The 22111-nt window shown below is 73.3% G+C and carries 17 protein-coding genes and 2 tRNA genes; 4 read left to right on the top strand and 15 right to left on the bottom strand.

Annotated elements, in window-relative coordinates; genetic code table 11:
• The first annotated feature begins 110 nt into the window (after positions 1-110).
• Positions 111-848, top strand: a complete 738-nt coding sequence (locus ACFW6A_RS12830) for an MBL fold metallo-hydrolase (RefSeq protein WP_386478118.1) — start codon at positions 111-113, stop codon at positions 846-848.
• A gap of 10 nt (positions 849-858) precedes the next feature.
• Positions 859-1665 carry a DUF3097 domain-containing protein gene (locus ACFW6A_RS12825; RefSeq protein ID WP_351851524.1) on the top strand — a complete coding sequence of 269 codons (807 nt, stop codon included), beginning with the start codon at positions 859-861 and terminating at the stop codon, positions 1663-1665.
• A 131-nt stretch (positions 1666-1796) separates the two neighbouring features.
• On the opposite strand, the gene hemW is transcribed toward ACFW6A_RS12825, so the two are convergent.
• The 3 genes from hemW to lepA form a co-directional block, all read right to left on the bottom strand.
• The gene (gene hemW, locus ACFW6A_RS12820; protein WP_351851522.1) at positions 1797-3038 is read right to left on the bottom strand and encodes a radical SAM family heme chaperone HemW; all 1242 of its coding nucleotides are present in this window, start codon (positions 3036-3038) and stop codon (positions 1797-1799) included.
• A gap of 39 nt (positions 3039-3077) precedes the next feature.
• Positions 3078-4955, bottom strand: coding sequence for an AMP-dependent synthetase/ligase (locus tag ACFW6A_RS12815; RefSeq protein ID WP_386478124.1), 1878 nt, complete (start codon positions 4953-4955; stop codon positions 3078-3080).
• A 203-nt stretch (positions 4956-5158) separates the two neighbouring features.
• A complete protein-coding gene (gene lepA / locus ACFW6A_RS12810) occupies positions 5159-7027 on the bottom strand; it encodes a translation elongation factor 4 (protein ID WP_351851516.1) in 1869 nt (622 codons plus the stop codon).
• Positions 7028-7245: 218 nt separating this feature from the next.
• Between lepA and rpsT the strand changes: the two genes are divergently transcribed.
• Positions 7246-7512, top strand: coding sequence for a 30S ribosomal protein S20 (rpsT, locus tag ACFW6A_RS12805; RefSeq protein ID WP_043221497.1), 267 nt, complete (start codon positions 7246-7248; stop codon positions 7510-7512).
• Between the two features lie 430 nt (positions 7513-7942).
• On the opposite strand, the gene holA is transcribed toward rpsT, so the two are convergent.
• Entirely contained in the window at positions 7943-8935 is a 993-nt protein-coding gene (holA, locus tag ACFW6A_RS12800; protein ID WP_386478128.1) for a DNA polymerase III subunit delta, read from the bottom strand.
• A 55-nt stretch (positions 8936-8990) separates the two neighbouring features.
• Between holA and ACFW6A_RS12795 the strand changes: the two genes are divergently transcribed.
• Positions 8991-9233, top strand: a complete 243-nt coding sequence (locus ACFW6A_RS12795) for a hypothetical protein (RefSeq protein ID WP_351851066.1) — start codon at positions 8991-8993, stop codon at positions 9231-9233.
• On the opposite strand, the gene ACFW6A_RS12790 is transcribed toward ACFW6A_RS12795, so the two are convergent.
• The 11 genes from ACFW6A_RS12790 to ACFW6A_RS12740 all read right to left on the bottom strand — a co-directional run bounded on the left by ACFW6A_RS12790 (position 9230) and on the right by ACFW6A_RS12740 (position 22022).
• On the bottom strand, positions 9230-10132 hold the full coding sequence (locus tag ACFW6A_RS12790) for a YceI family protein (protein ID WP_351851069.1): 903 nt from the start codon (positions 10130-10132) through the stop codon (positions 9230-9232). The two genes, ACFW6A_RS12795 and ACFW6A_RS12790, sit on opposite strands and share 4 nt — an antisense overlap.
• A gap of 104 nt (positions 10133-10236) precedes the next feature.
• On the bottom strand, positions 10237-11088 hold the full coding sequence (locus ACFW6A_RS12785) for an arylamine N-acetyltransferase (RefSeq protein WP_351851072.1): 852 nt from the start codon (positions 11086-11088) through the stop codon (positions 10237-10239).
• Positions 11089-11115: 27 nt separating this feature from the next.
• A complete protein-coding gene (locus tag ACFW6A_RS12780; RefSeq protein ID WP_386640424.1) occupies positions 11116-12381 on the bottom strand; it encodes an MFS transporter in 1266 nt (421 codons plus the stop codon).
• 5 nt (positions 12382-12386) lie between these two features.
• Complete coding sequence (locus tag ACFW6A_RS12775; protein WP_386640421.1) at positions 12387-13004, bottom strand: winged helix-turn-helix domain-containing protein; 618 nt, start codon at positions 13002-13004, stop codon at positions 12387-12389.
• Between the two features lie 169 nt (positions 13005-13173).
• On the bottom strand, positions 13174-15690 hold the full coding sequence (locus tag ACFW6A_RS12770; RefSeq protein ID WP_386640418.1) for a ComEC/Rec2 family competence protein: 2517 nt from the start codon (positions 15688-15690) through the stop codon (positions 13174-13176).
• On the bottom strand, positions 15687-16403 hold the full coding sequence (locus tag ACFW6A_RS12765; RefSeq protein WP_386640415.1) for a helix-hairpin-helix domain-containing protein: 717 nt from the start codon (positions 16401-16403) through the stop codon (positions 15687-15689). Before ACFW6A_RS12765 ends, ACFW6A_RS12770 begins: the two co-directional genes overlap by 4 nt.
• Before the next feature lie 443 nt (positions 16404-16846).
• Positions 16847-17692 carry a DegV family protein gene (locus tag ACFW6A_RS12760; RefSeq protein WP_386640412.1) on the bottom strand — a complete coding sequence of 282 codons (846 nt, stop codon included), beginning with the start codon at positions 17690-17692 and terminating at the stop codon, positions 16847-16849.
• Positions 17693-17803: 111 nt separating this feature from the next.
• Entirely contained in the window at positions 17804-18532 is a 729-nt protein-coding gene (locus ACFW6A_RS12755; RefSeq protein WP_351851089.1) for a hypothetical protein, read from the bottom strand.
• A gap of 133 nt (positions 18533-18665) precedes the next feature.
• Positions 18666-21533 (bottom strand): leucine--tRNA ligase, encoded by a 2868-nt coding sequence (gene leuS, locus ACFW6A_RS12750; RefSeq protein ID WP_386640409.1) that lies wholly within the window; start codon positions 21531-21533, stop codon positions 18666-18668.
• Positions 21534-21805: 272 nt separating this feature from the next.
• Positions 21806-21878 (bottom strand) — tRNA-Ala (locus tag ACFW6A_RS12745).
• Between the two features lie 71 nt (positions 21879-21949).
• Positions 21950-22022, bottom strand: a tRNA-Ala gene (locus ACFW6A_RS12740).
• Positions 22023-22111: the final 89 nt, after the last annotated feature.

Raw genomic sequence — 22111 nt, 5'->3', positions numbered from 1 at the left:
GTTGCTCCGCATTTGGCACTCGCCCTGCCCGAGTGCCAGGAAACCCCCGGCCAGTGTACGGCCGGGCCGGTCGCTCCTGGCAAGGAGGCGGACCCGCTAGCGTCGGTCGCATGGACATCGAACAGGCGGTCTGGGCGGCTCAGGGGTGGGAACGGCTGGCGGACGGAGTGGGCCGGCGGCGGCTCCCCGGCTGGGACGCCACCACGGGACTGGTCGTGGGGGACAAGGCCGTGCTGCTGTACGACACCGGTGCCACGCTCGCCGAGGGGGCCGGGATCAGGGCCCAGGCGGAGGCGATCACCGGCGGCCGGCGCGTGACGCACATCGCACTCGGCCACCCCCATTTCGACCACGTCCTCGGCACCGCCGCCTTCGCCGGCGCGGAGGTCTTCGGCGCCGTCGGCATGGACGAGCTCCTCGGCTCCTCCCGGGGCCGGGAGGAGCTGTACGAGGACGCGGTGCGCCAGGGGGTCGAGGAGCGGGCGGCGGCCGAGGCGGCGGAGGCCCTGGTGGCCCCGCGCCACACCGTCACCGGCGAGCGGACCCTCGACCTGGGCGGCCGGCAGGTCCTCCTGGCCAACGTGGGTCCCGCCCACACCGGCCACGACCTGGTCCTGCTGGTCCCGGGCGAGCGCGAGACCGTCTTCTGCGGCGACCTGGTCGAGGAGTCCGGCGAGCCCCAGGCGGGCCCCGACGCGTTCGGCGCCCGCTGGCCCGACGCCCTCGACCGGCTCCTCGCCCTCGGCGGCGAGGACGCGCTGTACGTCCCCGGCCACGGCGCGGCCGTCGACGCGGCTTTCGTCCGACGCCAGCGCGATGAGCTGGCACGCCGCTTCCGGGTGTCGTAGCGTCCCCGGAATGCGCAGCTACGACCCCGATCTGACGCCCGCCTGGAAGAGGCGGGCCCCCGCCCCGGAGGTTCCGGCCGAGCCGGACCTGGTGGTCGAGGAGGTGTCGACGGGCTTCTGCGGGGCGGTGATCCGCTGCGAGGCGGGCACGGTGACGCTGGAGGACCGCTTCGGCAAGCACCGCGTCTTCCCGCTGGACCCGCGCGGCTTCCTCCTTGAGGGCAGGGTCGTCACGCTGGTCCGCCCCGCGCCGGGCGGCCCGGCCCGCCCGGCCCGTACGGCCTCCGGCTCGATCGCCGTCCCGGGCGCGCGGGCCCGGGTGGCCCGGGCGAGCCGCATCTACGTGGAGGGCCGCCACGACGCGGAGCTGGTCGAACGGGTCTGGGGCGACGACCTGCGCGTCGAGGGCGTGGTCGTGGAGTACCTGGAGGGCGTGGACCACCTCCCGGAGATCGTCGCCGACTTCGCCCCGGGCCCGGACGCCCGCCTGGGCGTCCTGGTCGACCACCTGGTCCCCGGCTCCAAGGAGTCCCGGATCGCCGCCCGGGTCGCCTCGGACCACGTCCTGGTCGTCGGCCACCCCTACGTCGACGTCTGGCAGGCGGTGAAGCCGTCGGTCCTCGGCATCCGCGCCTGGCCGGAGGTCCCCCGGGACCAGGACTGGAAGACGGGCACCTGCCGGGCCCTGGGCTGGCCGGCCGACAACACGGGCGCCGTCTGGCAGGCCATCCTCAAGCGCGTCACGTCCTACAAGGACCTGGAACCGGAGCTGCTGGGCCGCGTGGAGGAGCTGATCGACTTCGTGACGGTGGGCTGACCCCCGTCGCGGGCACCCGTTCCTCCCTCGGAGGGGTGACTCCGGGCGGGAACGGATGCCCGCGACGGAACGGCGCGCCGAGCCGAGCCCGGGCTCCGGCGCCCGGACCCGCGCCCCGGCGCGCCGCGCCCTCAGTCCACCAGGTCCCGCACCACCGCGTCCGCGAGCAGCCGCCCCCGCAGCGTCAGCACGGCCCGCCCGGCGGCGTACGGCTCCGCGTCGAGCAGCCCGTCCCCCAGCGCACGCTCGGCAGCGGCCCGCCCCGCGGGCTTGAGCAGCGTCAGCTCGACGCCCTCCCGCAGGCGCAGCTCCAGCAGGATCCGCTCGACCCGCCGGTCCTCGTCCGACAGCAGCTCCCGTCCCGCGCCGGGCGACTTCCCGGCGCCGAGCGCGGCGGCGTACGCCCCGGGGTGCTTGACGTTCCACCACCGCACCCCGCCCACGTGCGAGTGGGCGCCGGGGCCCGCGCCCCACCAGTCGGCGCCCCGCCAGTACAGCTCGTTGTGCAGGCAGCGCCCGGCCTCGGAGGTGGCCCAGTTGGACACCTCGTACCAGGAGAACCCGGCCTTCTCGAAGGCCTCGTCCGCGATCAGGTACCGGTCCGCGTGGACGTCGTCGTCGGTCATCGGCACCTCGCCGCGCCGGATCCGCCGCGCCAGCTGCGTCCCCTCCTCGACGATCAGGGCGTAGGCGCTCACGTGGTCCGGTCCGGCGCCGAGGGCCGCGTCCAGCGAGGCCCGCCAGTCGTCGTCGCTCTCGCCGGGGGTCCCGTAGATCAGGTCGAGGTTGACGTGGTCGAAGCCGGCCGCCCGCGCCTCCGCGACGCACTGCTCGGGCCGCCCCGGCGTGTGGGTCCGGTCGAGGATCTTCAGCACGTGCGGCCGGGCGCTCTGCATCCCGAAGGAGATCCGGTTGAACCCCCCGGCGCGCAGCTCGGCGAGGTACTCCGGGTTCACGGACTCCGGGTTGGCCTCGGTGGTCACCTCGGCGTCGTCCGCGAGCCCGAACTCGTCCCGGATCGCCCCCAGCATCCGCACGAGGTCGCCGGCGGCCAGCAGGGTCGGCGTGCCGCCGCCGACGAAGACGGTCCGCACCGGCCGCGGGTCGTCGCCGAGGACCTTCCGGGCGAGCCGGACCTCCTCGGCGACCTGCCCCGCGTAATTGTCCCGGGAGGCGAGCACGCCCCCGGCACCGCGCAGCTCGCTCGCGGTGTAGGTGTTGAAGTCGCAGTAGCCGCACCGCGTGGCGCAGTACGGCACGTGCAGATAGAACCCGAGCGGCCGCTCCCCCGCCCCTTCCAGGGCGTGCGGGGGCAGCGCCCCGTCCTCGGGCACGGGCTCACCATCGGGCAGTACGGAAGGCATGGGGTCCATTGTCCCGTACCGCCCGGGGTGGGAGCGGGCCGCGCGCGGTCAGGCCTCGCGGGAGCCCTCGTACATCTCCTCGATGAGGGCCTTGTACTCGCGCTCCACGACGGGCCGCTTGAGCTTCAGCGAGGGGGTGAGCTCGCCGTGCTCGATGTCGAGGTCGCGGGGCAGCAGGCGGAACTTCTTGATCGTCTGCCAGCGCTGGAGGCCCTCGTTGAGCCGGTCCACGTAGCCCTGGACGAGCGTGACGGTCTCCGGGGCGGCGACGACCTCGGCGTACGGCTTGCCGCCCAGGCCGTGCTCGGCGGCCCAGCCGAGGATGCTGGGCTCGTCGAGGGAGATGAGGGCGGTGCAGTAGTTCCGGTCGGCGCCGTGGACGAGGATGTTGGAGACGAACGGACAGACGGCCTTGAACTGGCCCTCGACCTCGGCCGGGGCGATGTACTTGCCGCCGGAGGTCTTGATGAGGTCCTTCTTGCGGTCGGTGATCCGCAGGTAGCCGTCGGCGGACAGCTCGCCGATGTCGCCGGTGTGGAACCAGCCGTCGGCCTCCAGGACCTCGGCGGTCTTCTCGGGCAGGCCGTGGTAGCCCTCCATGATGCCGGGGCCGCGGAGCAGGATCTCGCCGTCGTCGGCGATGCGGACCTCGGTGCCGGGGAGCGGCTTGCCGACGGTGCCGGTGCGGTAGGCCTCGCCGGGGTTGACGAAGGAGGCGGCGGAGGACTCGGTGAGGCCGTAGCCCTCCAGGATGTGGATGCCGGCGCCGGCGAAGAAGTAGCCGATCTCGGGGGCGAGGGCGGCGGAGCCGGAGATGCAGGCGCGCAGCCGGCCGCCGAAGGCCTCGCGGATCTTGGCGAAGACGAGGGCGTCGGCGACCTTGTGCTTCGCGGCGAGGCCGAAGGGCGCGGAGGCGGTGCCGGTGCGGCGGAAGTTGTCCTGGGTGGTCCTGGCGTACTCGCGGCCGACGCCGGCGGCCCACTGGAAGATCTTGTACTTGGCGCCGCCGCCGGCGCGGGCCTTGGCGGCGACCCCGTTGTAGACCTTCTCGAAGATGCGGGGGACGGCCGCCATGTAGGTCGGCTGGACCACCGGCAGGTTCTCGATGATCTTGTCGACCCGGCCGTCGACGGCGGTGACGTGGCCGACCTCGATCTGGCCGGAGGTGAGGACCTTGCCGAAGACGTGGGCGAGCGGCAGCCACAGGTACTGCACGTCCTCCTGGGTGACGAGGCCGGTGGCGGCGATCGCCTTGGCCATGTACGACCAGTTGTCGTGCGGCAGGCGGACGCCCTTGGGGCGGCCGGTGGTGCCGGAGGTGTAGATGAGGGTGGCGAGCTGCTCGGCGGTGATCGCGGCGACCCGCTCCTTGACCGCCTCGGGGTGCTTCTCCAGGTACGCGGCTCCGCGCGCCTCCAGGTCGGCGAGGGTGAGGACCCACGCGTCGGAGGTGTCGGCGCCCTCGGGGTCGACGACCACGACGTGGTGGAGGTGGGGCAGCTCGGCGCGGCGCTCGACGGCCTTGGCGAGCTGGGCGGCGTCCTCGGCGATGAGCACCTTCGACTCGGAGTCCGAGAGGATGAAGGCGGACTCCTCGGCGTTGGTCTGCGGGTAGACCGTGGTGGTGGCGGCGCCGGCGCACATCACGCCGAGGTCGGCGAGGATCCACTCGACCCGGGTGGAGGAGGCGAGGGCGACGCGCTCCTCCGGCTGGACCCCGAGGTCGATCAGACCGGCGGCGATGGCGTGGACCCGCTGCGCGGCCTGGCCCCAGCTGAGCGACTTCCAGTCGTCGGCCCCCGTGCCGGAGGCGGCGGGCACCGGGTAGCGGTAGGCCTCCGCGTCGGGGGTGCGCTCGACCCGTTCGAGGAAGAGCGCCGCGACGGAGGGCGGCCGGTTGTCGATCTGGGTCTGGTTGTCGCTCACGTCGTCCTCCGGGCGGCGGCGGTGCCTGTTGGGGTGCAACTACGGGTGCGGAACTCACTCAGGTGCGCATGCGTAACTAACTCACGAGTAACCTTCGGGGAGCTTCACATTAGAGCGCCGACGTCCGGTACGTAAGGGCCTGTGGATAACGAACGGGTCCGCGCGCCGGTGGCACGCGGACCCGTTCGCACACGGCGGACCGACTACTTCTTGGACTTGCCGCCGGACTCGTCGCTCGACAGGACGGCGATGAAGGCCTCCTGCGGGACCTCCACCGAGCCGACCATCTTCATGCGCTTCTTGCCTTCCTTCTGCTTCTCCAGCAGCTTCCGCTTGCGGGAGATGTCACCGCCGTAGCACTTGGCGAGGACGTCCTTGCGGATGGCGCGGATGGTCTCGCGGGCGATGACCCGGGAGCCGATGGCGGCCTGGATGGGCACCTCGAAGGCCTGCCGCGGGATGAGCTCGCGCAGCTTGGCGACGAGCCGCACGCCGTACGCGTAGGCGGCGTCCTTGTGGGTGACGGCAGAGAAGGCGTCGACCTTGTCGCCGTGCAGCAGGATGTCGACCTTGACCAGGCTGGAGGCCTGCTCGCCGGTGGGCTCGTAGTCGAGGGAGGCGTACCCGCGCGTCTTGGACTTCAGCTGGTCGAAGAAGTCGAAGACGATCTCGGCGAGGGGCAGGGTGTAGCGGATCTCGACCCGGTCCTCGGAGAGGTAGTCCATGCCGATCAGGGTGCCGCGACGGGTCTGGCACAGCTCCATGATCGCGCCGATGAACTCGCTGGGGGCCAGGATCGTGGCGCGTACGACGGGCTCGTACACGTCGCTGATCTTGCCCTCGGGGAACTCGCTCGGGTTGGTGACGGTGTGCTCGCTGCCGTCCTCCATCACGACGCGGTAGACCACGTTCGGCGCGGTGGCGATCAGGTCGAGCCCGAACTCGCGCTCCAGCCGCTCGCGGATCACGTCGAGGTGCAGCAGGCCCAGGAAGCCGACGCGGAAGCCGAAGCCCAGTGCGGCGGAGGTCTCCGGCTCGTAGACCAGGGCGGCGTCGTTGAGCTGGAGCTTGTCGAGCGCCTCGCGGAGGTCCGGGTACTCGGAGCCGTCCAGCGGGTAGAGGCCCGAGAAGACCATCGGCTTCGGGTCCTTGTAGCCGCCGAGGGCGTCGGTGGCGCCGTTGTGCAGGGAGGTGATCGTGTCACCGACCTTGGACTGGCGGACGTCCTTCACGCCGGTGATGAGGTAGCCCACCTCGCCGACGCCGAGGCCGTCGGACGGGGTCATCTCCGGGGAGGAGACGCCGATCTCCAGGAGCTCGTGGGTGGCGCCGGTCGACATCATCTTGATGCGCTCGCGCTTGTTGAGCTGCCCGTCGACGACACGGACGTACGTCACGACGCCCCGGTACGAGTCGTACACGGAGTCGAAGATCATCGCGCGGGCGGGCGCGTCGGCGACGCCGACCGGCGCCGGGATGTCCTGGACGACCCGGTCGAGCAGCGCCTCGACGCCCATGCCGGTCTTCGCCGAGACCTTGAGGACGTCCTCCGGCTGGCAGCCGATGAGGTTGGCCAGCTCGTCGGCGAACTTCTCCGGCTGGGCGGCCGGCAGGTCGATCTTGTTGAGGACCGGGACGATGGTGAGGTCGTTCTCCATCGCCAGGTAGAGGTTGGCGAGGGTCTGCGCCTCGATGCCCTGGGCCGCGTCGACCAGCAGGATCGTGCCCTCGCAGGCGGCCAGCGAACGCGAGACCTCGTACGTGAAGTCGACGTGCCCGGGGGTGTCGATCATGTTGAGGATGTGCGTGCGTCCCTGCTCCGGCCCCTCGGTGGGGGCCCAGGGCAGCCGGACCGCCTGGGACTTGATCGTGATGCCGCGCTCACGCTCGATGTCCATCCGGTCGAGGTACTGGGCGCGCATCTGCCGCTGGTCGACCACACCGGTCAGCTGGAGCATCCGGTCGGCGAGCGTGGACTTGCCGTGGTCGATGTGCGCGATGATGCAGAAGTTGCGGATCAGAGCCGGGTCGGTACGGCTCGGCTCGGGCACGTTGGTAGGAGTCGCGGGCACGCAGGGTTCTCGTCTCGGGGCGGTGTTCGGAACGGATACGTAGCCCCCATCGTCCCATGCCCGCGGCGCCGCGTCCGGTTCGGGCGTTCTCCGGGCCTTCCGGGCCCTCGTTTGGGCGGCCCGGAGGGCGCCTGATACCGTGGACAGCTGTGTCTCGTGTGCCCTCTCAGCTGCGGGACGCATCCTGAAGAAACATCGAACCTGTAAAGGCTCTCTCAGTGGCGAACATCAAGTCCCAGATCAAGCGGAACAAGACCAACGAGAAGGCGCGCCTGCGCAACAAGGCCGTCAAGTCGTCGCTCAAGACCGCGATCCGCAAGGCCCGTGAGGCTGTCGCCGCCGGCGACCTCGAGAAGGCCACCGTGGCCGCCCGTGCCGCCTCGCGTCAGCTCGACAAGGCTGTCTCGAAGGGTGTCATCCACAAGAACGCCGCCGCCAACAAGAAGTCGGCGCTGGCGGTCAAGGTCGCCTCCCTCCAGGGCTGAGCCGGATCTCCTGATCTCAGGCACCACCCGGTCGCACGGGACCCAGCGGACCCTCTCTACCGCTCCCGCCGCGGCCACCCGGCCCGTACGCGAGACGCGTTCGCCACGCGTGTACGGGCCTCCCGAGCAGTGACCCGGAGGCCCCGCTCCACTCCTTCCCCAGGAGTCGAGCGGGGCCTTCGGCGTGCCCGGGCCCCGGCGGCGAAGCCGTCCGGCGCCGCCGGGCCGAGGCGGCCGTCCGGCTCCCTCCGCTCCGAGGCGGTCCAGGCCCGGCGGGGTTTCGGGGAGGAGGCGGAACGGGAGACCTCCGGGCGGCGCTCCGCAGGGGCCGCACCGGCTCGCCCGGGCCGTGACACCCCGGAACCGCTCCCGCCCCGCCGGGGCGGGAGCACGCCTCACACCGGCCCGCCGGAAACGGCGGCTCCGCGTGTCAGGACAGGCGGCGGGAGCGCGCGGCGCGTGCCACCGCCACGACGGCCTTCTCCAAGGCGTACTCGGGGTCGTCGCCCCCGCCCTTCACCCCCGCGTCCGCCTCGGCGACGGCCCGGAGGGCCTGGGCGACGCCGTCGGGGGTCCAGCCCCGCATCTGCTGCCGCACCCGGTCGACCTTCCACGGCGGCATGCCCAGCTCGCGCGCGAGGTCGGCGGGCCGCCCGCCGCGCGCGGAGGAGAGCTTGCCGATGGCCCGCACGCCCTGCGCGAGCGCGCTCGTGATGAGCACGGGCGCGACCCCGGTCGACAGCGACCAGCGCAGCGCCTCCAGCGCCTCCGCCGCCCGCCCCTCCACGGCCCGGTCGGCCACGTTGAAGGACGACGCCTCGGCGCGCCCCGTGTAGTAGCGCCCGACGACCGCCTCGTCGATCGTCCCGTCGACGTCCGCCGTCAGCTGCGTCACCGCGGAGGCCAGCTCCCGCAGGTCGCTGCCGATGGAGTCGACGAGCGCCTGGCACGCCTCGGGCGTGGCGGACCGCCCGAGGGCCCGGAACTCCTGCCGCACGAAGGTCAGCCGCTCCGCGGGCTTCGTGGTCTTGGGACAGGCCACCTCCCGCGCCCCCGCCTTGCGCGCCGCGTCGAGGAGCCCCTTGCCCTTGGCGCCGCCGGCGTGGAGCAGGACGAGCGTGATGTCCTCGACGGGCGCGTCGAGGTACCCCTTCACGTCCTTGACGGTGTCCGCCGAGAGGTCCTGCGCGTTGCGCACGATCAGCACCTTGCGCTCGGCGAAGAGCGAGGGGCTGGTGAGTTCGGCGAGGGAGCCCGGCTGGAGCTGGTCGGGGGTGAGGTCCCGCACGTCCGTGTCGGCGTCGGCGGCCCGCGCGGCCGCCACCACCTCCCGGACGGCACGGTCGAGGAGCAGGTCCTCCTGGCCCACGGCGAGCGTGACGGGGCCGAGGAGGTCGTCGCTGGAAGTCTTTCTGGTGGCCATCGCGGTCCAGCATCCCACGCCCCGCCGACAACGGGCCGCGCGCGAGAATGGCCGGGTGAGTGAACGACACGTACTGGTGCTCCCCGACCGCGACGCCGCCGAGGAACTGTCCGAGGAGCTGTCCGCCCGCTTCGGGGTGACCGAGGAACCGCAGCTGGTCCGGGACGCGCTGGCCGGCGAGGACGACGCCGAGGACGCGCAGTGGCTGGTGGTGGTCGAGGACCCGGACGGCCGCCTCGACCCGGCGGCGCTGGACGACTTCGCCGCCGAGTACGAGGGCTGGCTGGAGGCCCCTTAGGAGGCGCCCCGGCCCGCGTCCTTCCGCACGATCTGGATGTCCAGGTCGATCGCGATGCTGGAGCCGACGGCCGCGATGCCCCGCGCGAGCAGCGTCTGCCAGGTGAGGGTGAAGTCCTCGCGGTGGAGTTCGGTGGTGGCACGGCAGGCGCCGCGGGTCTCGCCCTCCAGGCCGCTGCCGAGACCGAGGTACTGGGTGTCCAGGGCGACGGTGCGGCTCACGCCGTGGAGGCTGAGCGCGCCGGTGACGCTCCAGCGGGACCCGCCCCGGTGGGTGAAGCGCTCGCTGAAGAACTCGATGGTCGGGTGGACGCCGACGTCGAGGAAGTCACCGGAGCGCAGGTGGTCGTCGCGCATCTGCACCCCGGTGTCGATGGAGGCCGCGTCGATGACGACGTGCATCGCGGAGTGCTCCATGCGGTCGGCGATCCGCACCGCGCCGGCGAAGCTGTTGAACCGGCCGTGGATCCGCGCCAGCCCGATGTGCCGGGCGGTGAAGCCGATCTGGGAGTGGGCGGGGTCGATCTCCCAGTCGCCCGGCTCGGGCAGCGGCGGCTGCGGGGCGACCTGGAGCAGGACGTCCCCGAGGTCCGCGTGGAGGCCCTGGTCGACCACGGCGGTGGCGTGGTGCGGGGTGTACCCGTCGGAGGTGACCGCGAGCCGGTACTCGCCGGCCGGGACGGTCGCGAGCAGGGTGCCGTACGGGTCGGTCTCCCCGCCCAGCACCTTGCGCCCGGCGGCGTCGGTGAGCGCGAACTCGGCCTGCCGCAGCGGCTCGTGGACGGGGTCGAGGACCCGGCAGCTCAGCACTCCCGCCGAGGCCGGCACGGTGAACCCGGCCAGGGCACCGCCCCTGCCGCCGCCACCGCTCCCCCGCTTGCCGAAGAGACCACCGAACATCTTCCACGCACCCCCGTGCGACTCGTTCACTATGCAACGACTTCGCATTCGATCACCCCTGGGGTGTTCGAGGCAAACGCGGCCTTGTTACCGACGGGTCCGAATTATGGATTCCGCTTCACTTCCTCCTCTGCGGGCGGGGCCGGCGGGGAAGGCGGGGCCGGCAGCTCGTCGAGCACGATGCCGAACAGCTCCCGGTACGCCCCGCGCAGCTCCTCGTCCGTGCCGAGTTCCCGCTCGGTGCGCTCCCCCGCCACGGTCCGGTACAGCTTCCGGCCGCCGATGCTGACCCGGCCGTCCTCGGTGAGCAGCGAGCAGATCACCCCGCGGGTGAAGTGGGAGTCGGGCGAGGTCCGGTGGTACCAGGCGCCGGCCGTGAAGTCCGCGAGCGCCCTCGGCCGCGGCTCCAGGCGGTACTGCGGCTTGCCGTTCCGCACCACGTCGAGGTCCCCGCCGCTCGCCGGGACCTCCCGGATCACGAAGGTCCCCGACGGGTCGTCCTGCGGGCCGCGCTCGTCGAAGGCGAGCGGGTGGTGGCCGTGGTCGCCGAAGCCCACGTCGGCCAGCCACCGCCCGCCGTCCGCGTCCACCACGAGCAGGGCCATGTGGTCGTACGGGATCCCCACCCGCCCGTCCGGGCCGACGACCCGCGCCTGGAGCAGCTCGACCTGGTAGCCGAGCGCCCGGAGCAGCGCGGCGAACGCGGTGTTCAGCTCGTAACAGAACCCGCCCCGCCGGGCCACGACCACCTTGTCGACCAGTGCCTTCTCGTCGAGGACGATGTCCTGCCCGAGGTGGATGGACAGGTTCTCGAAGGGCACTGCCAGCAGGTGCCTCAGGTGCAGTTCCCGCAACGCCCCGGCGTCCGCCCGCTCCGGCCGCACGGCGCCGATGCGCTCCAGGTACCGCTCCACGGAGGCGGCCGTCAGCCCCTCGGGCTTCTCATGATCGTTCATGACGGCAGTCTGCCGGTTCGCCCGGCCTCACGGGGTGGCCTCGGCCGGTTCCCGGTCCCGGGTGGGCAGTTCGCGCATCCGCGGAAGGGGCGAGGGCAGCAGCCACAGGACGGCGAAGACGGCGCCCACGGTGGCGATCCACAGGGTGGGGCGGAGACCGATCGCGCTGCCGAGCACGCCGTCGGCGAGGGCTCCGAGGGGGCGGAAGCCGTGGTTGAGGGTGCGGAAGGCCCCCATGACCCGGGCGCGCACGGCGTCGGGGATGAGCGCCATCTGGAAGGAGCCGGCGGCCACGTCGACGATCATCACTCCGGCGCAGGACAGGAACTCGGCGGCGAAGAGCACGCCCACGACGAGCGGCAGCGGCCCGTCCGCCGCGGGTATGAGGACCAGCGGCAGGGTGAAGCCGAGGAAGCCGGCGACGAGGGAGCCGCCGATGCCGATCCGGCGGACGACCGCCCCGCTGCACACCGCCCCGAGCAGACCGCCGACGGCTCCGGTGCCGAGCACCAGGCCGAGCAAGGCCGCGCCGAGGCCGAGTTCCTTGGTCACGTAGAGCACGAACAGCGTGTGGAACATGTAGTTGAAGAACTGGACGGTCCCGGAGGCGGCGAAGAGCGCCCGCATCGACGGCTCCCGCAGCACCCATCGCATCCCCTCCGTGAAATGGCCCTTGGTCACGGGCGCCGGCGCGGGCTCGGCCGGCCGTATCTTCGCCAGGTACCCCGCCGACACCAGGTAGGTGAGGGCGTCCGCGAGCAGCGCCACGGGGGCGGTGAGCACCTGCACGAGGACGCCTCCGATGCCGGGCCCGGCCAGCCAGGCCATCGAACGGCTGCCGTTCACCAGCGAGTTGGCCTGCACGTAGCGCTCGGTCGGGACGAGGGCCACGAAGAGGGTGACGTTGCAGACCTCGAAGAGCACCGACAGGGCGCCCACCCCGAAGGCGACGACGTAGAGCTGCCCGAGCGTCAGCAGGTCGAGGGCGTGGGCGACGGGCAGGGTGAGCAGCAGCGCGGCCCGCCCGAGATCCGTGGCGATCATGATCCGGCGGCGGTTCGCCCGGCGGTCGGCCCAGGCCCCGAAGGGCAGGTTGAGCAGGAGGGCCGGGAGGAGTTCGAGGGTCTTGAGCCAGCCCATCTGGGCCGCGTCGGCGCCGAGCACCAGCACGGCGGCGAGGGGCAGGGCCATGAGGGAGATCTGGTCGCCGACGAGCGAGACCGTCTGTCCCGTCCAGTAGCGGCGGAAGGCCCGCTCGCGCAGCAGCTCCGGGACCCGTGCGGTGAGGGTCATCCGTGTCACTCCTCGTCCTCTTCGGGGTCCGGGTCCAGGTAGGCGATCTTCAGGAAACTGACGGGCCGGGCGCCGGGGGGCCTGGCCTCCGGGTCCTCCTCGCGGCCGAGGTAGGCCCGGAGCAGGTCGTCGATCCGCTCCCCGAGGGAGGTGAGCTCCCCGGGGGTGAGGTACACCAGGGAGTCGCCGAACAGCTCGGCCTCCCGCCACTCCTTCGAGACGCCCGTCCGGTTCCCCACGACCTGGGCGAACCGCCCGAAGTAGCGTTCCGCGACCGCCACGTTGAGCTCGTCCGTCGCCTGGGCGACCGACGGGTCCTCGCTGTATCCGGGCCACTCGGTGTAGCGGGCGGTGGCCTGCCAGGGCTTCTCCCGCCCGCGCCCGCCCGGCGCCTCCTCCACCAGCCCGTACTTGGCGAGTATCCGCAGGTGGTACGAGCAGCTGGCCACCGATTCGCCGGTCAGCTCGGCGGCCCGGGTGGCCGTGAACGGCCCGTGCCGGCGCAGCAGGCCGACCAGGGTCATCCGCAGGGGGTGGGCGTAGGCCCGCAGGGCCCGGGGGTCGGTCAGCCTGACGCTGTGGGGTGTCGCGCCCTCGGGGTGCGGCGCACTGTTCTCCGGCATGACCTAAAGCTATCTATAGAAAAGTTCCTTTACAAGCATTCCTTTAGAAGCACTCGCCAGGAACCCGCGCCCCGACGAAAGCCCCCTCCGCCCCGACCAGCACCCCGTCACCACCCCCCGCCGCCGCCCCGGTCACCGTCCTCGCCCCGGCTCCCACCCCGCGCCCCGCTCACCATCCCCGCGCCACGGCCACCAGCCCGCTTCCCGCGCCCGCCACCGCGACGGCCCCGTCCCGGTCGGTCCGCAGCACCCGCGCACCACCCGCCCGCAAGGCCTCCAGCGTCCGGGCCGAGGGGTGGCCGTACTCGTTGTCCCGGCCCGCGGAGACCAGCGCCAGCCGTGGCCGCACGGTCGCGGTCAGGCCGGGGTCCTGGTGCGCGGACCCGTGATGGGCCACCTTCAGGACGTCCACCGCGCCCAGCTCCGGATGCGCCCGCCGCAGGGCCCGCTGCGCCGGCGGCTCCAGGTCGCCGAGCAGCAGCACGCTCACCCCGCCCGGCCCCCGGACCAGCAGCGTGACGCTGGCGTCGTTCGGACCCCCGTCCGCCGGCCCCGGCCCCGCCGGCGGCCACAGCACCCGCCACTCCAGCGCCCCGATCCGGCGCCGCTCCCCCGGCTCCGCCCGCACCACCGGCACCCCCGCCGCACCCGCCACGCGCCGGACGAACTCCGCCTGCCCGGGCGGCTCGTCGAGCCCCGTGACCTGGACCGCCCCCACGGACCGCCCCCGCAACACCCCCGGCAGGCCGGCCACGTGATCGGCGTGGAAGTGCGTCAGCACCAGCAACGGAACCCGTCTCACCCCCAGTTCGCGCAGGCACCGGTCCACCGCCGCCGGATCCGGCCCGGCGTCCACCACCACCCCCGCGCCCCCGCCCGCCGCGAGCACCGTGGCGTCCCCCTGACCGACCTGGCACATCGCGAACACCCAGCCCGGCGGCGGCCAGCCGGAGATCCAGCGCACCAGCGGCACCGGCCGCACCACCACGAGCACCAGCAGCACCACCACCGCGAGCACCGGCCAGGTCCGGTGCCGCAGCCGCCGCACCCCGGCCACCACCGCCACCGTGAGCAGCGCCAGCGCCGCCCCTCCCCACCAGCCTCCGGGCCACGCCAGCTCCGCCCCCGGCAGCGCCGCGCCCGCCCGGGCCGTCCCGGCGATCCAGCCGGCCGGCCAGCCCGCCACCCACGCCAGGCCCTCCGCGCCCGCCGCCCACACCGGCGCCACCGCGAGCGCGGCGAAGCCGAACACCGTCGCGGGCGCCACCGCCAGTTCCGCGAAGAGGTTCGCCGGAATCGCCACCAGACTCATCCGGGCCGCGAAGACCACCACGACCGGCGCGGTCACCGCCTGCGCCGCCAGCGCGGCGGCCAGCGCCTCCGCGAGCCGGCCCGGCACCCCGCGCCGCCGCAGCGCCTCGCTCCACCCGGGCGCCACCAGCAGCAGCGCCCCGGTCGCCAGCACCGACAGCAGGAAGCCGTAACTCCGCGCCAGCCAGGGGTCGTACAGCACCAGCAGGAGGACCACGGTGGCCAGCGCCGGAAGCAGCGACCTCCTCCGGCCGGTGGCGATCGCCAGCAGCGCCACCAGCCCGCAGGCCGCCGCCCGCAGCACGCTCGGCTCCGGCCGGCACACGACCACGAACGCCAGCGTGAGCCCCGCCCCCGCCAGTGCGGTACCCCGCAGCGACAGTCCGACCCGGGGCGCGAGCCCGCCCCGCTCCACCTGCCGCGCCCGCCCCGGACGCCCGACGAGCAGCAGCAGGACGATCGAGAGGTTGCTTCCCGACACGGCCAGCAGGTGCGTGAGGTCCGTGGCTTCGAAAGCCTCCCGCAGCTCGGTGCCGATCCGCGAGGTGTCCCCGACGACCAGCCCGGGGAGCAGCGCACGCGCGTCCGGGGCGAGCCCGTCGGTCGCCGCGCGCAAGCCGGCCCGCAGCCCGCCGGCCGTCCGCTGGAGCCCGCTCGGCTGCCCCACGATCCGCGGCGGCCCCGTCCCGGCCTTGAGCACGGCCGCGTACGGATCCCCGGCTTCCCTGGGCGGCGCGAAACGGGCACCGACCCGGAGCCGCGTGGACGGCAGCAGCCCCAGCCAGGCGTCCCGCCCGTCCCCGGGAGGCACGATCAACAGCACCGGCGCACGGGTCCGCACGACCGCTCCGCCCGCCCCCTCCACCCGGACCACCTCGGCGTCCATCACCACCGACACCGGCACCACGGCCCGTCCGCTCACCCGCGGTCTGGTGAGCCGGGGATCCGAGGTCACCGTCACCTCCACCCAGGCCCGGCCGTACTCCCCCGCCAGGACGGGCACGGGACCCCGCCGCAGGTCGGCGGCGTGCAGCCCGGCCGAGGCGGCGCCCGCCGCGGCGCACAACAGCACCCCCGCCCACGCGGTGGCCCGCAGCCGCCGGCCCGGCGACCCACCGCCCCCGCCTCCCCCGCCGCCCGCGGCGGGATCCCGTCCGCCGGGCAGCCACCGGGCACCCGCCGACGTGAGCGACACCGCCGCTCCGGCCAGACAGAGCCCCACCCCGGCGACGACCCACCAGCCGGGCACTCCCAGCGCCACGGCGGCGGCCGCCCAGGCCGCCAGCGCGGGCGGGACGAGCCGCAGATCGACCGGCTCCTCGCGCCACACCTCCTCCTCCGCGAGCGCCGCCACCTCGGCCTCCTCCCGCGTCACGGCCGCACCAACGGCTGGAGGTCCGCGAAGCGCCTCTCGCCGATCCCGTCGACCTCGCGCAGTTCCTCCACCGCGCGGAACCCGCCGTGCTCCGTCCGGTGGTCCACGATCCGCCGCGCGAGCACCGGCCCCACGCCCGGCAGCCCGTCGAACTGCTCGACCGTCGCCGTGTTGAGGCTCAACGGCACCCCGTCCCCGCCCGCACCCCCACCCGGCCCGGGGCCCGGCCCCGGCCCGCCAGGCGGCGCTCCGGGCACCCCGACGAGCACCTGTTCGCCGTCGAAGAGGACCCGGGCCCGGTTGAGCCCCGTCAGGTCCGCCCCCTCCCGCACCCCGCCCGCGGCCCGCAGCGCGTCCGCGACCCGCGACCCGGCCGGCAGGGTCAGCACGCCCGGCCTGCGGACCTTCCCTCCCACGTCGACGACGACCTTCGTGGGAGCGCCCCCCTCAGGACCGGCACCGGCCGCCGCCGAGGCGGGCGAAGCCGCCACCGGCGCGACCCGGACGAGCTCCGGCGCCCGCACCGGCTCCGGCCGCCCCGCCCAGAAGAAGCCGCCCGCCGCGCAGGCCGCCACCCCCAGCACCACGGCGAGCGCCGCCAGCGACCTCGGCTCCAGCCCGCACCGCGTCTGCACCCACACCGGCAGCCGCTCCCGCACCGCCGCCCGCCACCGTCGCTCCCCCGCCCCGACGACCGCCGGCACATCGACCACCGGCCCCGAGACCGGCGGCTCCGAGACCGGCGGCTCCGAGACCGGCGGCGGAAACAGCGCGTCGCCCCGCTCCCGTACGGCACCCGCCCCGCCCCCGGCCGCACCCGGCGGCGCCAGAACCCGCCGCACCCGGGCCCGCCGCCGCGCCCTCCCGGGCGGCGCGCCCCGACGGGGCCCCGCAGCCCCGGGCCTGGCCCAGGAACGAACCGAGGGACCCGAAGAACCGGGACCAGCCGAAGCCCCCGGGAAAGCCGAAGCGTCCGAAGAAGCCGATGAAACCGAAGAAGCTCCGGAAGCCGAAGAAGCGGCCGAGGAAGCCGTACGAAGATCCATGTCTGCGACGGTAGGACCCGCCACAGCCCCGTGCCGTCGCCCGCCGACTTCTGGGGAGAGCGCCGCACCTGTGGACAACTCCCTCACCCACAAGGGTGAGAGGGCCGATCTCAGCGCGGGGAGACGACCACCGCGAGCAGCCCCGGCCCCGTGTGCGCGCCGATGACCGCGCCGACCTCGCTGACGTGCAGCTCGGCGATGCCGGGCACCCGCTCCCGGAGGCGTTCGGCCAGCGCCTCGGCCCGTTCCGGCGCGGAGAGGTGGTGGACGGCGATGTCGACGGGGCCGGAGCCGGCCTGCTCGACCGCCAGCTCCTCCAGCCGCGCGATCGCCTTCGACGCGGTCCGCACCTTCTCCCGCAGTTCGATGCGGCCCCCGTCGAGTTCGAGGAGCGGCTTCACGGCCAGCGCGGAGCCGAGCAGCGCCTGCGCCGTCCCGATCCGGCCGCCCCGGCGCAGATAGTCCAGGGTGTCGACGTAGAAGTACGCGGAGGTGTCCCCGGCGCGCTTCTCGGCCGCGGCGACCGCTTCCTCCAGCGAGCCGCCGGCCTCCACGGCCTCCGCCGCCGCGAGGGCGCAGAAGCCGAGGGCCATGCCGATCATGCGGGTGTCCACGACCCGTACGGGGACGGGCGCCTCCTTGGCCGCGAGCACGGCGGCGTCGTAGGTGCCGGAGACCTCGGCGGAGAGGTGGAGGGAGACGATGCCGCGCGCGCCCGCCTCGGCGGCCTCGCGGTAGGCGGCGGCGAAGACCTCGGGGCTGGGCCGGGAGGTGGTGACGGCCCGCCGCTTCTGCAGCGCCTCGGCGAGCGATCTGGCCGAGATCTCGGTGCCCTCCGGGAGGGCTCGGTCGCCGATGACGACGGTCAGCGGGACCGCGGTGATGGCGTGCCGCTCCATCGTCTGGGGTGGCAGGTAGGCCGTTGAATCGGTGACGATCGCGACATGCCGGGACATGAGCGGGAGGTTACCCGCAGCGACCGCCGCTCGGCAGCCCGGCCCCGGCCGGAGCCCGCCCTGCGAGCCCTCGGGTGACCCGCTCGGCCCCCGGCGTCCGTCGTCCGGCGGTCAGCCGGCGGACTCGGGACGGGCCGTCTTCTCCCACGGGTACGGGGTCGCCCGGGGGTCGGGCGCGGTGATGGCCTGCGGCGTCTCCCCGGCCTGCGGCCGTTCCTGCGGGGCGGGGGCCGACTCGTACCAGGCCGTCTGCGCGGCCTCAGGACCGGCACCGGTCGCTTCCCGGCCCTCGGTGGTCGTCCAGTGGCGCAGCGCGCCCGTCTCGACGTCGATCTGGGCGCTCAGCGTCTCCAGGTCGTCCTCGGCGAAGCGCCGGGCCCGGTCGCGGGCGGCCTGCCGCAGCGCGTCGGCCGAGCCGGTGATCCGCTCGGTCCGCTTGGTGAGCTCCGGCAGCTGGCCGGCCACGTACGCCCTGTCCGGCTCCCGCTCCAGGCGCTTGAGGTCCTCGTCCAGCTCGCGGCCGTGGGCGCTGAGGCGGGCGAAGAGGTCGAGGGACTCCCGCAGCGAGGCGTCCTCGACGGCCCCCGCCTGGAGGGCGTCCTGGGTGGCCCGCATCGAGGTGCGCAGCGAGAGCCGCAGCCTGGCCAGCTCGGCGGCGACGCCGGCCTGGCCGAAGCTCTTGGCCCGCAGCGTGGTGTCCTCGACGGTGCGGCGGGCCTGGTCGAGGGTCCGGTCGACGCCGCGCTTGGCCGCCTTGGCCACCTTCACCGTGGCGTAGACCCCGAGCGCCACGAACGAGAGGAAGAGCAGCGCCAGGATCGTGACAATCGTGGCTTCCATGTGCGTCGCTCCTCGGGCTGCGTCGGCTTCCCACGGCTGTGGTTCTTCCACGGTAAACGGAACGGGCAGGCCGGAGGTTCCATCGGAACCCCCAACCTGCCCGTAGGGGAAACCCCTAGGCCCGTCGCGGCACTCAGGCCACGATGTTCACCAGCTTCGGCGCGCGCACGATCACCTTGCGGATCTCTGCGCCGCCGAGGGCCGCGACGACGTGCGGGTCGGCCAGGGCCAGCGCCTCCAGGTCGGCGTCGGAGATCGACGGGGATACCTCCAGACGGGCCCTGACCTTGCCCTTGATCTGCACGACGCAGGTCACGGTCTCGTCGACCACGTACGCCGGGTCGGCGACCGGGAAGTCCTGGTGGACGACCGAGTCGGCGTGGCCCAGGCGGCGCCACAGCTCCTCCGCGATGTGCGGGGCGAGCGGGGCGACCAGCAGCACCAGCTGCTCGGCGACCGGGCGGGAGATCGCGCCGCCCGACTTGGTCAGGTGGTTGTTCAGCTCGGTGATCTTGGCGATCGCCGTGTTGAAGCGCATCCCGGCCATGTCCTGGGCGACGCCGTCGATCGCCTTGTGCAGGGCGCGCAGCGTGTCGTCGTCGGGCGCGGTGTCGACCACGGTGACCTCGCCGGTCGCCTCGTCGACGATGTTGCGCCACAGCCGCTGGAGCAGCCGGTACTGGCCGACGACGGCGCGGGTGTCCCAGGGGCGGGAGACGTCCAGGGGGCCCATCGCCATCTCGTACAGGCGCAGGGTGTCGGCGCCGTACTCGACGCAGATCTCGTCCGGCGTGACGGCGTTCTTCAGGGACTTGCCCATCTTGCCGAGGACGCGGCTGACCTTCTCGCCCTCGTACCAGTAGGCGCCGTCGCGCTCCTCGACCTCGGCGGCCGGCACCGCGATGCCCCGGGCGTCGCGGTAGACGAAGGCCTGGATCATGCCCTGGTTGTAGAGCTTGTGGAAGGGCTCGGCCGAGGAGATGTGGCCCAGGTCGAAGAGGATCTTGGACCAGAAGCGGGCGTACAGCAGGTGCAGCACGGCGTGCTCGGCGCCGCCGACGTACAGGTCGACGCCGCCGGTGGGCATGCCCTCGCGCGGGCCCATCCAGTACTGCTCGACGGCCGGGTCGACCAGCTTCTCGTCGTTGTGCGGGTCGAGGTAGCGCAGCTCGTACCAGCAGGAGCCGGCCCAGTTGGGCATGGTGTTGGTCTCGCGGCGGTACTTCTTCGGCCCGTCGCCCAGGTCGAGGGTGACGTTGACCCAGTCCTCGTTGCGGGACAGCGGGGTCTCCGGCCGGGTGTCGGCGTCGTCCGGGTCGAAGGTCCGCGGCGAGTAGTCCTCGACCTCGGGCAGCTCCAGCGGGAGCATCGACTCGGGCAGCGCGTGGGCCACGCCGTCCTCGTCGTAGACGATCGGGAAGGGCTCGCCCCAGTACCGCTGGCGGCTGAACAGCCAGTCGCGGAGGCGGAAGTTGACGGTGCCCTCGCCGATGCCGCGGTCGGCCAGCCAGGCGGTGATCCGCTCCTTGGCCTCGACGACGCCCAGGCCGTCCAGGGAGATCTCGTCGTTGGCGGAGTTGACCAGCTTCGCCTCGTACGAGGCGAAGGCGTCGTCCCAGGCGGCCGGGTCGGTGCCGCGGTCGTCGCTCGGCTCGACGACGCAGCGCATCGGCAGCTCGAAGGCGCGGGCGAAGGCGAAGTCGCGGCTGTCGTGGGCGGGGACGGCCATGATGGCGCCGGTGCCGTAGCCCATGAGGACGTAGTCGGCGATGAAGACGGGGACCCGCTCGCCGCTGACCGGGTTGGTCGCGTACGCGCCGGTGAAGACGCCGGTCTTCTCCTTGGCGTCGGCCTGCCGCTCCACATCGGACTTGGAGGCGGCCTGCTTGCGGTAGGCGTCGACGGCCTCGGCGGGCGTGGCGTGTCCGCCGGTCCACACGTCGTGGGTGCCCTCGGGCCAGGCGGCCGGGACGATCTTCTCGACCAGGTCGTGCTCGGGCGCCAGCACCATGTAGGTGGCGCCGAAGAGGGTGTCCTGGCGGGTGGTGAAGACGGTGATGGCACCGGTGTCGCCGACCTGGAAGTCGACGCGGGCGCCCTCGGAGCGGCCGATCCAGTTGCGCTGCTGCAGCTTGATGGCCTCGGGCCAGTCCAGGCCGTCGAGGTCGTCCAGCAGCCGGTCCGCGTAGGCGGTGATCCGCATGTTCCACTGGCGCAGCTTGGACTTGAAGACGGGGAAGTTGCCGCGCTCGGAGCGCCCGTCGGCGGTGACCTCCTCGTTGGCGAGGACGGTGCCCAGGCCGGGGCACCAGTTGACCGGCGCCTCGGAGGCGTACGCGAGGCGGTACTCGCCCAGGACCTCGGTGCGCTCGGCGGCGGACAGCTCGGACCACGCGCGCGTGGTGCCGGGGATCTCGCGGGTGCCGTTCTCGAACTGCTCGATCAGCTCGGCGATCGGGCGGGCCTTGGCGGCCTCGGTGTCGTACCAGGAGTTGTAGATCTGGAGGAAGATCCACTGGGTCCACTTGTAGTAGTCCGGGTCGATCGTGGCGAACGACCGGCGCTTGTCGTGGCCCAGGCCCAGCCGGCGCAGCTGGGCCTTCATGTTCTCCATGTTGGCCTCGGTGGACACGCGCGGGTGCGTGCCGGTCTGCACGGCGTACTGCTCGGCGGGCAGGCCGAAGGCGTCGAAGCCGAGGGTGTGGAGCACGTTGTGGCCGGTCATGCGCGCGTGGCGGGCGAAGACGTCCGTGGCGATGTAGCCGAGCGGGTGGCCGACGTGCAGGCCCGCACCGGAGGGGTACGGGAACATGTCCATGATGAACTTCTTGGGCCGGGCGGCGACCTCGGGGTCGCCCGCCAGGTCGCCGGAGGGGTTCGGCGCCTCGTAGGTGCCCTCGGCGTCCCAGACGTCCTGCCAGCGTGCCTCGATGTCGGCGGCCATGGCCGCCGTGTAGCGATGCGGGGCCGCCGTCTCGGCGGCCGTGTTGATCTCGGTCATGGTCCTAGAAGCTCCATCGATCGTCTCTGCCCACTGCCACGAACTGCCACGAAATGAAAAATCCCCTCGCACAGGAGGGGACGCCGCGCCGACTCCGACGGGGTTTCTTCCGCCCGTCGGGACTGGTCAGCGCGGCTCGATAAGCAGGAGGCGTACGGCACGCATGGCGCCAGGGTACCGCAGCGCCCACAGGGGCCGCAGCGACGTCCACGGGGCGGCCGGGAACGACGAAGCGGGCCATCCGATCCGGATGACCCGCTTCTTCTCTTCTGTGGAGCTAAGGAGAATTGAACTCCTGACCTCCTGCATGCCATGCAGGCGCTCTACCAACTGAGCTATAGCCCCTCACGTGCGGCGTTCAGCCTACCGCAGAAGCGCGGAGAGCCATCCGGTAAGGATGGCCCGTCTGCCTTCTGTGGAGCTAAGGAGAATTGAACTCCTGACCTCCTGCATGCCATGCAGGCGCTCTACCAACTGAGCTATAGCCCCTCGTGATCGTCTCCGTCCGGCTCCCTCTCGGGCTTCCTCGCGGCGACGGACAGAACATTAACCGGCCGCCGGGCAGAACTCCAAATCCG

Origin of the sequence: Streptomyces sp. NPDC058758 (genome assembly GCF_042746075.1) — a bacterium.
Lineage (GTDB): Bacteria > Actinomycetota > Actinomycetes > Streptomycetales > Streptomycetaceae > Streptomyces.
Note: the sequence above shows the minus strand (reverse complement) of the source record. Positions and strands in the feature narration are given on the sequence as shown.